This window comes from Ferrimonas futtsuensis DSM 18154, from assembly GCF_000422645.1.
GTDB lineage: Bacteria > Pseudomonadota > Gammaproteobacteria > Enterobacterales > Shewanellaceae > Ferrimonas > Ferrimonas futtsuensis.
This window is the reverse complement of sequence record NZ_AUGL01000018.1, coordinates 1-14,257: the sequence shown is the minus strand read 5'-3', so window position 1 is coordinate 14,257 and position 14,257 is coordinate 1. Positions and strand designations below refer to the sequence as shown.

Here is a 14,257-nt window from a genome sequence, read left to right as displayed (position 1 = left end):
GGCTTGATGGCTTCAAAAAAGGAGGGCAATGCCCTCCTTCTTACCCTCTATCGTTCCCGCAGCGCGTTGGCCCGGGCACGATTGATGGGCTTCAGCAGATAATCGAGCACCGACTTTTTACCGGTAAGGATGTCCACCGAGGTCATCATCCCGGTGATGATCGGCAGTGGGTTGGCCTCCGGCCCCAGGTAGGCCCTATCGGTTTCCACCCGCACCAGATAGAAGCTGCGGCCCTCTTCATCGATGACCGTATCCGGGCTGACGTGCACCACCTTGCCGTGCAGGCCGCCATAGATGGCAAAGTCATAGGCAGTGAGTTTGACCACCGCATCCAGGCCGGTACGGATAAAGGCGATATCTTCCGGCTTGATGCGCGCCTCCACCAGCAGGTTGCCCTCGAGCGGCACGATCTCCACCAGGTTCATCCCCGGCTGTACCACCCCGCCCAGGGTACTGACGTTGATGGTCTGAATGATGCCGTGCATGGGCGAGACCACCAGGGTGCGGTTGAGCTTGTCCTCCAATCCGACCCGGCTCTCCTCCATCTGATTCAGCTCCGACTCACTGGTGCTCAGCTCACTCAGGGCATCGGAGCGGGCCTTGGCCACCATTTCATACTGCTTCTGAATCAGCTCGGCGGTCTCTTTCTCCACCATGGGGATAGACAGTCGAATCGCTTCCCGCTCGCCGTTGAGATCGTTGAGGCTGCGCTGGTCCTGAAGAAACTCAATCTGGGACACCACCCCTTCAATCACCAGTGGCCGCTTGAGCTCGATCTCCTCTTCCGCCAGTTCGTAGGAGATCTTCAGGCTGGCGCCCTTGTTCTTGAGGGCAATCAACTCATCCCGCTTCTGATCAATCTGACCAGAGAACACATCCAGTCCGGCTTCCAGATTGTTGATCTTGCCCTCAAGCACCTCCCGCTCCCGGGCCACCAGCAGGTTCAGCTCCTTGGGCAAGCCATTGAGGTAGGCGGAACTGACCTGCAGGTCGGGGGCTCGGAACTGGTGAGACTCGTGCATCAGCCTGAGAATGGAGGCTTCATCCTTCAAACGGGCAACAATCACCCGCAAGTTGTCATAAGCCTGCTCATTCTCCCTGAAGGTCGCCTTGAACTGGGTATCGTCCAGCCTGAGCAGGGGCTGACCGGCTTCCACCTGATCCCCCTCCTTCACCAGGATCGCCTCGACGATGCCCCCTTCCAGGTTCTGCACCACCTGAAGTTGCTTGGAGGGGATCACCTTCCCCATGCCCACCGCCACTTCATCGAGCTCGGCAAAATTGGCCCAAACCAGGGCGACCACCACAAACAGGGCGATGCCCCACAGCAGCAGCCGCGCCCCCTTGGGCGAGGATTCGAGCACCACCGCCATTCTGTCGGAGGTGAACTGCAGGTCCGATTCCGGGACATTACTGCCCCGGGCCGGGTTGGCTGGCTCAGTGGCAGCCCGATGACTGGGCTGCTGTTGTGACTCTGAAGAGTGCGTGTCTTGATGTTCCATAGCTGCTCCTGCCACTCTTACCGGTCAACGTGGAGACGGCCGGAGCGAAGCGCTTCCTGAACCACCTCTTTGGGGCCGTCGGCCACAATCTTGCCTTTGTCCAGAATGATCAATCTGTCCACCAGCTCCAACATGGAGGCCTTGTGGGTGATCAGCACCAGGGTGCGATCCTTGAGGCTCTCCTTCATCTTATTCAGGAACCTGGCCTCCGAGGTGTTATCCATGGAGGAGGTGGGTTCATCCAGCATCAGAATCCTGGGCTCCAACAGCAGGGCGCGGGCCAGGGCGACACTCTGTCGCTGACCGCCGGAGAGATTGCTGCCCCGCTCGGCGATGGGCATGTCCAGGCCATCGGGATGCTGACGGACAAACTCCATCACCCCGGCCATCTCCGCCGCGTGGACCACGGCATCATCGTCGATCCAGGGAACCCCAAGCTTCAGGTTGTCCCTCAGGGTGCCGTAGAACAAGGTAATGTCCTGAGGGACGATGCCAATCAGGTGGCGCACATGGGTCGGCGAGAGCTGGCGAATGTCCACATCGTCCAGCAACACTTCCCCCTCGGTCGGCTCATAGAAGGCGGTCATCAAGCGTCCCAGGGTGGACTTCCCCGAACCGATGCGGCCAATGATGCCCACCCGCTCCTTGGGCCTGATGCGGAAGCTGACCCCATTGAGTGCCAGGGTGCGCTGCTCGGGGTAGGCAAAATTCACCTGATTGAAGCGGATGTGCCCCTCGAGCTGCTCCTTATGCAGGAAGCGCTTCTCCTCCGGTCGCTCTACTGGCAGCTCCATGATGTCGCCCAGCAGCTTCAATGCGGACTTGGCCTGATTGTAACGGGTGGCCAGCGACGCGATCTGTGCCATGGGAGCCAGAGCCCGGGAGGAGAGCATCACACAGGCAATCAGGCCGCCCATGGATAGTTCGCCCTCCTGAATCAGGTAGACGCCCAGGATGATGATGCCCACTGTGGTCATCTGGATGCAGAAGCTGGCCACGGAGCTGGCTGAGGACGCCAGCCGGCGGGTCTTCACATTCCATTCGGCAATGTGACCCACGGCCTGCTCCCAGCGTTTTTGCAATTGACCTTCGGCGCCGGCCAGCTTGATGCTCTCCAGGCCGGTGAGTGATTCCACCAGGGTGGCGTTCTTGACGCTGGCCATCCGGCTGGACTCTTCCACGCTCTCCCTCAGGGGACGCTGTACCCAGATGCTGAACCCGATGACGATCACCATGGCGGTCAGCGGAATCACCGATACCCAGCCACCCAGTGCAATGATGATGAAGATAAACAGCAGGCCAAAAGGCAGGTCCAGCAGGGCGGTCACTGTTGCCGAGGTAATGAAGTCCCGGACAGAATCAAACTCCTGCATATGTTTGGAAAAGGCCCCCACTGAGGAGGGGCGGGCGGCCATCTTGATGGACATCACCTTCTCAAAGATCTGAGACGACAACAGTACATCAGACTTCTTCCCCGCCAGATCGATGAAGTAGGCACGAAGCTGTTTCAGCAGGAAATCGAAAAGAAAGACAATGCTGATGCCGATGGCGAGCACCCAGAGGGTGTCCACCGCATTGTTGGGCACCACCCTGTCGTACACATTCATCACGAACAGTGGACTGGCTATGGCAAACAGGCTGATCAACAGCGACGCCAGAAACACGTCGCGGTAGATTTTCCAGGATTGCTGAAGTGTGCCCCAGAACCAGTGGCGTCGGTTCACCTTGAGGGAACTGGGCGCCCGCTTATCGTAACGAAACTGCTTCTTAAGGTAGAAAACGTATCCCAGGTACTCCTGCTCGAACTCCTCTCTGGAGAGGCGAATCTCACCCTCGCCCGCTTCCGGGCGCACCATCAGAGCCGACTCGGCATTGAGCTCAGTCAGTACCGCCACCTTACCATCCTGCAGGAAGACGATGGCCGGCAGCAGCAGGTTGTCGATCTGCTCGGGTTGCCGGCGCAGCAACCTGGCGGACAATCCACCCCGTTTGGCCGCCCTGGGAAGCAGGTCCGGGGTCAGCCGATTCTCTTCCAGTGGCAGCCCTGCCCGCAGTTCGTCTGCTGAGCTGGGCACCCCATACATTTTACAGGCGATAAGCAATGCATCGAGCAGAGGATCGAAGAAGGTATCTTCCTGAGCGGAGAAGTGCCATTTTTGCTCAGGTTCTTTCAAGGTTTGGTCTGGCATATAAGGATATGAGCCGCTTGTTTTTGCCGAAATTTACATATACTTTTTGCTGATGCTAACACTTTTTAAAACAGGACAGTCCATGTTTTATGTGACACGCAATCCGCAGGGTGACATTCAGTCTCTCTCCGACACCGCCCTCTTTGCGGATCAGGAGCAATTGCCCTCCGACCACCCTGATGTTTACGCCTTTCTTCAGCGTAACCATGAAGAGGGTAAAGAGTATTCCGCGCTCTCACAAAGTGACATGGCCTTTATCCGGGTTCTGGAGGATCTTATCGATCTGCTGACCAATAAGGACCTGATCCAGTTTACTGAACTGCCCCCGGCTGCCCAGCAAAAACTGCTTGAACGGCGCTCCATGCGACAAGCCCTCTCCACATTGAGCACCAGTTCCACACTGATTGCCGACTCAGACAAGGATGAGATCCTCATCTGAGCCGCTGCGCTTATCTGAACACTAGCCTTTATTGATGTAGCCTTGGAACCCATCGATGCCAGTCTGCTGCAGCTTCTCCAGCTGAGCCTGGTTCTCCACCACGGTGGCATACACAGGCACCGCCAGGTTGTGCACCGTATTACAGATTCCGGTAACCAACATCAGGCTCTCTTCGTCAGCCCCCCGACACAGTCCAGGTGCCACCTTCAGATAGGCAGGCTTTAAGCCGGTCACATAGTCCAGACCGATTCCTGTGGCCCCGACATTATCGAAGCCGAACTTGATGGAAAGGGAGTTGAGGATCTGAATAAAGCTCTCCACCAACTCCCTGTCTCTCTTAAGCTGCTGCTCAGACACCTCGATCACCACCCGCCCCAGCTCCTCCTTGTTGAGAGAGGAGAGACGACCAACAAAGCGGGTGTCCCCCATGGAGGAGAGCGAGATATTCAGCGCCTGCGGCGCCCCTTGCGGAGCGGACAACACCTTCTTTAGTACCGACATATCCAGGGCCACACCCAGATCAAACTGCTCGATGACCGGCATAAAGGCCCCGGCAGGCATTCTGGCGCCGGACTCATCCAGCAGCCGCACATAGACCTCATGATGGATCGCCTCTCCCCCCAGTTCGGAGAACACCCCCTGGGTTTCCAGATGGAGCTTGCCAGTGTCGATGCGCTCACGGAGCAGGGCCACCCACTCCTGGCCGGTTCTCAGCGATCCGGCCGGCATATCATCGGCCCATTTGGCCAGGTTGACCCCTGTGGCCGCCAGTTCAGAAAGCAGGTTGTCACTGCGGGTCAATACACTGGCCTTGGTGTCATCGGCCAATATGGTGGTCCCGGCCAACAAGAAGATGGCGTCCTGTGGGGCAATGCCCCCCTGCCTCAGGGAAGAGAGTCTCTCCCTGAGCGCCTGTAGCTCGGCGGACAGATCGGCCCTGGGCACCGTGGGGATCAACAGGGCCAGTTCAGCCTCAGACATGCGACCTACCACCACATCCCCTGAGCCAAAGGCCCCTTGCAACGACTCTATGGACTGTTCGAGGAGCTTGCTCCAGGTGCCGTAACCAAAGCTCTTGCGAATCTTCTCGGCTTCCAGCAGACGCAGCATCACCAGGGCACCGTGCTTGTCGGGATCGGCAATGTTAGCCTCCAGCTCATTCACCAGGTGCTGGCGGGTGGCAATGCCGGTTTCCCCATCCTGCTGCAGCTTCACCCTCATGGTCTCCAACTGCCGTGCATGGCTGGCAAAACGCTCCTGCAGGATCTTCATCAAATTGTTCATCACCAGCACCACCCGCTTCAGCTCCCGGGTCTTGGGCAGGGGAATGCGGTGATCAAAGTCTCTGGCTTCGATGGCTTTCGCCTGGGCCTCTATCTGATTAAGGGGGCGAATCAGCAGTCGAATGCCCCAGGAGCCGAACAGGGCTGCCGCCAGGAACAGGGAACCGTAGACCAGCAGCAGTTGGAAGGTGATCTGCCACAGCTGCTGCTGAATAAAACCAGGGTGTCCCTCGATGGTGACCAGGGCCGACTCGGTCCAGCCTGTGGTAATGGGCGCTTCAGCCACCACAGGGGGGAAGGGAAACAGGGCGATAAACCAGGAGGGAACCCCCTGCGGATTGGCGCGGTTCTCCCTTTCGAACACCCGGTCCACGGCGTACAGTTCAATTCTCATCTTCCTGTAAAAGGCGCCATCGAATGCCGCATTCAGGGTGCCTTCCACCAGGGTTTCATCAACCGGGTCCAAATAGGGCGATACACTCATCCCCAATGAGGTGAGCGCATTTTCCGTGTTGGTGTGTAATTGAGCCTGCAGGGACTCTGAACTGGCCCGGAAATTCACTGCCACCACCGCCACCAATGAGATAAGCAGTGTCGTCCAGAGCAAAATAAGAAGTTGTCGATAAAGCGTCATTGTTGTTTATCCTGTTGCGCCGAACCCTCGGGTACCAGATATTCCGATTGCCTGGTTAAAATATCCTGCCATAGGCTGAGGCGCTCCGAGCCCCCCACCATCTTACCGCCCCCCCTGGCCTTCGCCAGCCAGAGATAATCGGCGTTGAAACTGTAGATAGGAATAAGGTCTTTTCGCTGACCTGCGGGCTTGATCTTCGGGTCAATGTTATCCAGCACCAGAGGCTCGGCCCCCTTTTTCGGGTAGTAGGTCAGTACCATATGGTGTTGGTTAAACTCCACGGCCTTAACATACATCAGCCTCAGCTTGTCCGCCGGAAACCCCATCTCCACCAGGGAGAAATACTTAGCCAGGGTATAGTCTTCGCAATCGCCGGCCCCGCGGCCAATAAACTCCACCGGCGTGGCCCAGTAATCCTCCTGCTCCCAGACATAGAGATCATCGGCAAAAGTGAGCTGGTTAAAAAAATCGTTGACCGCCTCTAATTGCGATTGCTTGGGCTGGGTTTGATATTTATCCAGCAGCTGTTGCCACTGCAGGCCTCGTTCGTAGGCTTCGGTGCCGTAATTGGATTTAAGAAAGGCGCCGATTTTTGAGAAGTCCAGCCCCTGGCCGGCTTGTAACAAGCCGACCCAGAGTATCAGGAGAATAAGGCAGGTGTATCTGGACCAATGCATAGATGACGACCCAAAATGCGCCATCTACGCATTCCAGTTTACTTTCGAATTCCGACTTTTTCGTTTACCGACAATACTGCCATAATCCGGCGATTGGCGGCATGGATTTTTTCGCTGCTGCCCTTAAGCAGAAGGTTGGATTCACCGAAACCCTTGGCGGAAACCCGGGCAGCGTCGATGCCATAGTCACGAATCAGGATCTCAGACACCGAATTGGCGCGGCGCTCTGACAGCTGCTGATTATAGGCTTGGGCCCCAACGGAGGAGGTATGCCCTTCAATCACCACATTCAGTTGAGGGTACTTCTCCATGAATTCGGCCAGCTCCTGGATATCCTCTCTGGACTCGGAGGGCACCTGGGCGCTGTCATTGCCAAAATTAACCATCAGCCGCTTGGAGACCGTCTCCTCGCGGTACAGGGTGCAACCGGACTGATCGACGGCGTAATCCATCGGAGTGGCGGGGCACTCGTCCAGGGAGTCCACTACGCCGTCACCGTCGGTATCGACGACGGCCACCGGCGCAAGCTGCGCCACCGGCGCCGGCTTGGACTCTGGCTTGTGACCACCAAAGTAGTAGCGGATGCCGAGGCCGGCGGTGAAGTCCGAGTAGCCCTCATCGAACCCCTGATGCACCATGGCCTCGCCAGTCAGCACCCAGGAGGGGGTCATGTTGTAGCGGATGCCGAAACCCAGGTGGGCAGCTTTGGTCGCCTCGCTGTCCAGGTCGATGTAGTCCGCCCCCAGGATGAAGTAGTTGCGCTTGTCGTTGATGTGGTACAGCAGATCCGCCCCGTACCACATGCCAGATTCATCTTCACCGGCGCCGTCGGAGTTCAGATCCGCATTGGCGGCGGTGAGTCTCCAGGCGAACTTTTCTGACAAATCAAAGCCCAGCTCCAGCCCGGCCAGGGTGCCGCGGCGAATCTCATTGCCATTGGCGTCTTTGCGATCGCCATCAAACTCGGCGTGTTTCAGTTGGGCGCCCACAAACCAGCCCTGGCTGGGTTGCATCACTCCCTCTTCGGCCCAGGCGGAGGCGCTCATCGCCACGGCGGTCAGCGCCGCCACGGCAGTCAGTTTGGTTTTATTGTTCATGATCAGCGCACTCCCAGCGTTTCGTTCAGTTGTCCCATCGCGTTGAGGATCCTCACTTTGGAGGCTTCATAGTCGTAATCGGCCTGGATGTAGCTCTGACCGGCAGTAAACACCTCGTTCTCAGAGTCCAGCATGTCCAGCAAGGTGCGCTTACCCAGGTTGAACTCCTTTCGGTAGGCATTGCGGGTGGCGATGGTGGTTTTCTTGTAACCAGAGAGGAAATTGCGCTGACGTCCAAGTACGTCATAGGCCACCCAGGCCAGTCTCAGCCCCTGCTCCGCCTGACGAGTCGCGTCATCGGAGATGGCGAACGCCTGGTCCAGCTGCTTGGCAGCCTGGCGGGTCGATGCCTTGTCCCTGCCACCGTTAAACAGGTTCCAGCGCATCTCGACCACGGCACGATAGTCGTTGTTCAGGCCGCGAATGCCGCTGAGGTTGTCGCCGTAGTTGCCTTTGAGGACCAGGTCGAACTCAGGATAGTTGGATGCCTTGGTGCCCTTAAGCTGGAAGCGGGTCTCCTCGATGTCTGAGCGGGCCGCCGCCAGGGTGGGGTTGTTCTCCAGCATGATCTTCAGCCCCTGATCCAGACTGGTAGGCAGCACAGTGGAACTGATGCCGAACTCTTCCATCTTCTGAGGAGCTAACTCGCCCACCTGGCGCTGGTACAGGGTCTCTGCATCGATCAGGTTGTTTTGGGCAGACAACACATTGGCATGGGCGTTGTTCAGCCGGCTCTCGATCTGAGACAGGTCGGAAGAGGTCCCCACGCCACGATCGACCCGGCTCTTGATCTGCTCATAGATGGTCTGGTGATTACTGAGGATCTGCTCGGCCAGCGCCAGCAGCTGTCGCTGTTTCTGAACCTCCAGGTAAACCTGACTGACCGAGAGAGCCAGGTTTTCCAGGGTCGCGTCCAGTTCATGGCGGCGAGCCTGGGTAAAGGAGCTGGTGCGATCCACATTATTCTCTGTGCTGAAGCCATCGAACAACATCTGACGGACCTCAAACCCCACCTGATTGCGTCGCCAGGTGTCGTGTTCCTCGCCGCGGCTGCGGGTGGAGTTGTTGTCCACCACCTCAAAGCCCCAGTCACCGGTCACTTCCACCGTCGGCAGATAGCCGCCCTTGGCGCCCTCAGTTTGCCACTCCCCCTCTTCGACACGAGCCTGGCCCTGCCTCACATCGGGATGGTGTTGCAGTGCCTTGAAAACGGCCTCTGGCAGAGTGACAGCCTGAGCTTGAAGCGCCATTCCACAAGAGAGGAACAGCGGTATTGAAATGAGTCGGAGTTTCATAGTTCCCTACAAATTTTTCTGTTATTAGCCTGATGGCAGAGCTCCCCTCTGCCCCAGTAAAAAGCTGCGGACAGCCCTGCTGCCCAGCCCCCTGAATCCTTGCCTGAGCGAGCCTCTCAGATGCAGCCAGAGAGGCTCCTCAGGGTACTCAGATGATGTCCGGATCGTTGGTGTTACTGTGTTCCAGCAAACGATTCAGCTCATCGGCCGCCGAGGTGGTGCCAGAGGCGCCGTCCGCGGTGATGTTGTTGTCACCGGCATAGTCCTTCAGACTCACAGTGAGTCCCGTGGGACCGCCGACCACCGGATCAATCTCAATCAACAGGTCACGGCCATCTTCGGAGACCGTGGCATTGAGGTAATCGCTGATCTCATCCTGCTCCTCCAGGCCGGTCAGCACCTCGGAGATGTCCAGCACATCCCCCTCTGACGGATTGAAGTCGGTGATGGTGTCGGTGGAGCCATCGGCATCGCCCGGCCGCCACTTGAAGGTATCGGCCCCTGAGCCACCGGTTAAGATGTCGTCTCCTTCACCACCGATCAGAAGATCGTCTCCAGCCTCTCCGATCAGGGTATCGTCCAGCCGATCTCCGATGATGGTCACCGATGTCTCATCGTTGCTTTCCTTGGTCTCGACAACCACGGTAGGCTCAAAGTTGTTCTCAAGTGGCTGCTCGGTGACCAGGTAGATGCCGTCAACGAAACTTCCCTCCTCATAATTGTTCCCGAGAAGGGAGGGATCCAATACGAAGGCATCGCCATCGATGTAGTTGGAATAACTCGCCTCGATGGTCGCCTCTGTGCCGTCCTGATAGACAATTCTGAGTACGGAGTTCTCCGGGAATCCGCCCAGGAGCAGCGCCGACAGGGTCTCGCTGCCATCCAGATCGGAGAGGGTCGCATCCACATCAATCTGATAGGTGTGGGAGGCACTCTGCTCACCGATGCCAAACTCAATATCTTGAATCTGATAGCCGTTGAAGCTAGATGCGGCCGCCGAGAAAGAGAGGTTGCCAATGGGTTCGCTGACCTCCATAGACAGCCTCTGATTGGCGCCATTGCCCCAAGAGGAACCGTCGAGTCTCCAGGTCAGCTCAGTGGAGGTGATGGTGTCGAACTGGCCGGAGAGATCCAGGTCAAACTGCCAGGAACCATCCGCCGCGATGCGGACCGTTTGAGAGATAGACTGAGTTTGTCCATCACTGGTGAGGCCCGTCACTTCCAGCACAACGCTGCCAGCGGGAGACACGTCTTTATGACCGTTTTGTCCGTCAATCTGACCGGAGATGGCCACATTGGACGGGTCACTGGTATCCAGTTTGACGTCGTCAGAGCTCAGCAGCAGGGTGTCACCTTTGGTGTTCTTGATGCCCACATCCACACTGTGCATGGCCACTGGCAGGGTTAAGGTCACCACCTCACCGACATCGATGCGGTTTCGATCCTCCCCATTACCGCCAAGCGAGCGAACCCCCAGGCCCAGTCCATTGCTGAAGTGCAGTTCGCCGGATTCTGTGGTTATCCTGATGCCGGAGTCACTGATGGCCGAGTCGCCACCATTCGATGCGCCTTGCAGGTTAAACTCAACGGCATCACTTATTTGCACCCGCACAGAAGCTTCATCGACGGGATCGGCCACAGGATCCACAGTAACTGCCACCGTGGCGTTATCCACCCCGCCATGCCCATTGCTGATGGAGTAGGAAATGGTGTCAGAACCACTGAAGTCCTCATCCGGCGTGTACAACAACCTGCCATCTTCGGTGATGGTGACGCTGCCATGAGAGGCGGTCGCACTGGTCACAGTCAGAGTGGCTGCGTTTCCGCCCAGATCATTGCCCAACACATCAACCACAATGGCGGTGTCTTCCTGGGTCGTCACTGCATCGTCGATGGCTACGACACTTTCCGACTGGGTCTTGGTGTTGATGATCACTGTGCTTGACTGACCTTGACCATCGACAATGTCGCCACCGACCAGGGTAACGTTGCCATTACCGTCGGTTTCCACGGGCAGATAATCAAAGCTGTCGTTGTAATCCACGCCAACGGACAGGTTGCGAACCTCGAAGCTGCCAGTGCCGGCATGGCCCACTTCCACTGAGCCAATCTGAATAGTGGGGTCGGTCACGATGATGCGGATCTGTTCAGTCAGATCTCCGCTGCTCGCCTCTTCGCTGTTGGACACGTGATAGGAGTTGGAGGCCGCATCCCACACCACGTCCTGAGTGCCGTTTGCGTCGTCAGTGGTGGTCACCAGCAGCTTGCTTGAATCGATGGGATTACCATCGGTGTCCAGCACCGTGATGGTGGCTCGACCGGCCATGGCGTGTCCAGGCACGAAGTAGCCTCCCAGACCGGTCAGGGTGATGTTCACCTCATTGACCGGGACCCCTCGCTCGCTGTCAGAACCAGATGCAGGCTCGTAGAAGGAGAAGTTAATGGCTTCGTTATTGCTGTTAAGCTCACCACCACGACCCACGCCTAATCCGCCGCCCTGATGGTTGGCCAACCTGCCACCGATGAGTTCAAGCTCTCCGCCAACGGGAGTGATCCTGATAGCAACATCGGAGTTATCCAAGGTAAAGAGGCGACTGCTGGAACCGCCTATCGCTTCGCCCCAGTGATCCAGGGAGCTGGCAGTACCTTCAGACGGCTCGCCGAGCATCACCTGGCCAGGCAGGCCAGGGGCCATCTCGTAGCGAAGCTCATCCATGGCATAGACTTTACCCACCTCGGCTTCGGTGCGACTGCCATCGTCGCTGATGACAAACAGGGTGCCTGAAGTGGGCAGAGAGCTCAGCTGAATATGAGTGGGGTTGCCCTCCACATCGGACACTTCACCACCATCAATGGCGCTGTCGCCCAGGTTGTCGACGCCAAAGTTAATGAGGATGCTGTTCACCTCGGGGTCGGTGAAATCTGCCTCGATGGTAAAGTCCTCAGACACGGGCGCATCGTTCACCGCAGCAACGGTCAACTGCAGTGTGGAGGTGTCAACGTCACTGGCATCGTTGTCGTCCACCACGGTGTAGCTCACCGTCGGGACCGGACCATGATAGTTGGCCACAGGGGTGAAACGGTAGTCGCCATTGCTGTCGATGGTCAGGGTGCCAATGCCTGTAATGGTGGCTTCCTGGCCTGCGGTGTAGATATGGCCATCCACTTCAAACTGGCTCACCGAGTGCTCGCTGCTGTCAGAGTCAGTCACGTTCAGCAGATTGCCAGACCTCGGGGTATCTTCGGTCACCGCAATCTGCTCATCGCCATCACTCAGCTGATCGGTCACCGGTTTGACGGTGATCTCCAGAGTCGAGCTATCGGTGTCACTGGCATCGTTGTTGTCCACGACGGTGTAGGTCACCTCGGGAACATTGCCGTGATAGTTGGTCGCCGGAGTGAAACGGTAACCGCCATCGCTGTCGATGGTCAGCGTGCCGACACCGGCAATGTTGGCAGTCTCTCCCGCAGTGTAGGTATCACCATTCACCTCAAACTGAGTGACCGAATGATCGCTGCTGTCGGCATCGGTTACATTCAGCACATTTCCAATCTGGCTGGTGTCTTCGTTGCCGCTCACCTTCTCACTGGCGTCGGTCAGCGGGTCGATGACCGGATTGACGGTGATCTCCAGGGTGGAGGTGTCAATGTCTGTGGCGTCGTTGTTGTCCACCACGGTGTAGGTCACCTTGGGCACATCACCGTGATAGTGCTGTTCAGGCTCAAAGCTGTATGCGCCATTGCTGGTGATCAGCAGGGTGCCCACACCTGCGATGGTAGCAACCTGGCCGGCGGTGTAGTTGTGGCCATTCACCTGGAAGCTCACCACCGAGTGGCTGTTGCTGTCCACATCGTTCACATCCAGCAGGTTACCGGACTGTGTGAGATCCTCGTTGCCGCTGATTTGCTCATCACCGTCACTAAGCGCATCGGTAACCGGTGTCACGGTGCCGCGCACCGTGCCGGTGTCTTCCCCGCCCTGGCCGTCGGCCACCACGTAATCGAAGCTGATTGGCCCGTGGTAGTTGTCTGCAGGCTCGAAGCTCAGAGAGCCATCGGCGGCGACACGAACCGTGCCATTGGTGACGGCGATATCCTGAGCCGTGCCCGGTGTCAGCTCAACGCCATTGATGGACTTGAGGCTCAGGGCATCATTGTCGACGTCAGTATCATTGCCAATCAGGTTGAGGCCAATACTGCCATCTTCGGCCACGGTGAAGCGGTCGTCATCGGCAACAGGAGCGTCGTTGTCCGGATGGACAATCACGGTGGCTATGGCGGTGTCGGTAGCGCCGTGCTCATCCTCAATGGTGTAGCGGAAGGTGGCGGTGCCGTTAAAGTTCTCCGCCGGGATGAACAGAATATTGCCATCGTCATCGAGGGTTACCGTGCCATGAGTGTCATCGGTTGCTTCAACCGAAATGATCGTGATGGCATCGCCTTCCGGGTCACTGTCATTAGAGAGCAGCTCAGCCGCATTGATGACAACGCTGGTGTCTTCCTGGGTCTCCAGAGAAGGATTCTGGAGGCCGATGACTGAGATGTCGTCCAGCAAAGCACCATAGGAATCTGAACGGCCAGTTCCGGCAAAAGCGATATCAACGCTGTCGCCATCCACATCAAACTCACCGGAAACACGATACCAGCCGTCGGTATCAGGCCCCTCAATGGTCACGCCCTGATCCGCAGGAACCACTTCACCGTTGGCAGTGACGGTATAGGTGGCGTCACCCACGGTGAAGCTCATGTTGGACGAAGAGTTGCCGTCCCAGCGGGGGTTATAACTGAACTCAACCCGCACTGCATCCTGGCCTGCAGTATTGATGCTGGTGCTGATGGCTGTGTTGACGTTGGGGTCCAGCTCCACATAGTAGTTGCCATCTGGCGCCTCGGTCAGCAAGCCATCCCGCTGGATCTCCAGGCCATGGGTAAAGTCCCAAGTACCACTTTCATCGCTTCGCACTATGGTCCAGGAGTTGGTATTGGCCAAGTTCTCAAAAGACTCATGGAACAGCTGAGTTTCCTGGTAGGAGTCGTCTTCGGCGATGGGCTTTTCGTTAGCACCGTTGATGGTCACCTGCACCTGATGGGTGGTGCCGTCGGCGGTGGTCACCTCGATGGTGCGGATCACCGGATCGCTG

The 14,257-nt window shown here is 57.6% G+C and carries 8 protein-coding genes; 1 reads left to right on the top strand and 7 read right to left on the bottom strand.

Features of this window, described 5'->3' with window-relative positions:
* Window positions 1–47: 47 nt before the first annotated feature.
* Complete coding sequence (locus tag G505_RS0112420) at window positions 48–1,502, bottom strand: HlyD family type I secretion periplasmic adaptor subunit (protein ID WP_084643980.1); 1,455 nt, start codon at window positions 1,500–1,502, stop codon at window positions 48–50.
* 17 nt (window positions 1,503–1,519) lie between these two features.
* The gene (locus G505_RS0112415; protein ID WP_245568372.1) at window positions 1,520–3,676 is read right to left on the bottom strand and encodes a type I secretion system permease/ATPase; all 2,157 of its coding nucleotides are present in this window, start codon (window positions 3,674–3,676) and stop codon (window positions 1,520–1,522) included.
* A gap of 97 nt (window positions 3,677–3,773) precedes the next feature.
* Between G505_RS0112415 and G505_RS0112410 the strand changes: the two genes are divergently transcribed.
* Window positions 3,774–4,130, top strand: a complete 357-nt coding sequence (locus G505_RS0112410; protein ID WP_028109848.1) for a hypothetical protein — start codon at window positions 3,774–3,776, stop codon at window positions 4,128–4,130.
* A 21-nt stretch (window positions 4,131–4,151) separates the two neighbouring features.
* Here the strand turns inward: G505_RS0112410 and G505_RS0112405 are convergent, their stop codons facing one another.
* From G505_RS0112405 to G505_RS21460, 5 genes are all read right to left on the bottom strand, one after another.
* A complete protein-coding gene (locus G505_RS0112405; protein ID WP_084643979.1) occupies window positions 4,152–6,047 on the bottom strand; it encodes a bifunctional diguanylate cyclase/phosphodiesterase in 1,896 nt (631 codons plus the stop codon).
* Window positions 6,044–6,724 (bottom strand): transglutaminase-like cysteine peptidase, encoded by a 681-nt coding sequence (locus tag G505_RS21465; RefSeq protein ID WP_035385373.1) that lies wholly within the window; start codon window positions 6,722–6,724, stop codon window positions 6,044–6,046. Before G505_RS21465 ends, G505_RS0112405 begins: the two co-directional genes overlap by 4 nt.
* A 38-nt stretch (window positions 6,725–6,762) precedes the next feature.
* Window positions 6,763–7,821, bottom strand: coding sequence for an OmpA family protein (locus tag G505_RS0112395; protein WP_035385372.1), 1,059 nt, complete (start codon window positions 7,819–7,821; stop codon window positions 6,763–6,765).
* 2 nt (window positions 7,822–7,823) lie between these two features.
* On the bottom strand, window positions 7,824–9,116 hold the full coding sequence (locus G505_RS0112390) for a TolC family outer membrane protein (protein WP_028109845.1): 1,293 nt from the start codon (window positions 9,114–9,116) through the stop codon (window positions 7,824–7,826).
* Window positions 9,117–9,264: 148 nt separating this feature from the next.
* On the bottom strand, window positions 9,265–14,257 hold a 4,993-nt coding region (locus G505_RS21460; protein ID WP_035385371.1), incomplete at its 5' end, for a tandem-95 repeat protein.

Excerpts from the sequence above, each read along its gene's own strand:
- G505_RS0112390 (WP_028109845.1), bottom strand. The coding sequence starts at position 9,116 with ATGAAACTCCGACTCATTTCAATACCGCTGTTCCTCTCTTGTGGAATG.
- G505_RS0112405 (WP_084643979.1), bottom strand. The coding sequence starts at position 6,047 with ATGACGCTTTATCGACAACTTCTTATTTTGCTCTGGACGACACTGCTT.
- G505_RS21465 (WP_035385373.1), bottom strand. The coding sequence starts at position 6,724 with ATGCATTGGTCCAGATACACCTGCCTTATTCTCCTGATACTCTGGGTC.
- G505_RS0112420 (WP_084643980.1), bottom strand. The coding sequence starts at position 1,502 with ATGGAACATCAAGACACGCACTCTTCAGAGTCACAACAGCAGCCCAGT.
- G505_RS0112410 (WP_028109848.1), top strand. The coding sequence starts at position 3,774 with ATGTTTTATGTGACACGCAATCCGCAGGGTGACATTCAGTCTCTCTCC.
- G505_RS0112395 (WP_035385372.1), bottom strand. The coding sequence starts at position 7,821 with ATGAACAATAAAACCAAACTGACTGCCGTGGCGGCGCTGACCGCCGTG.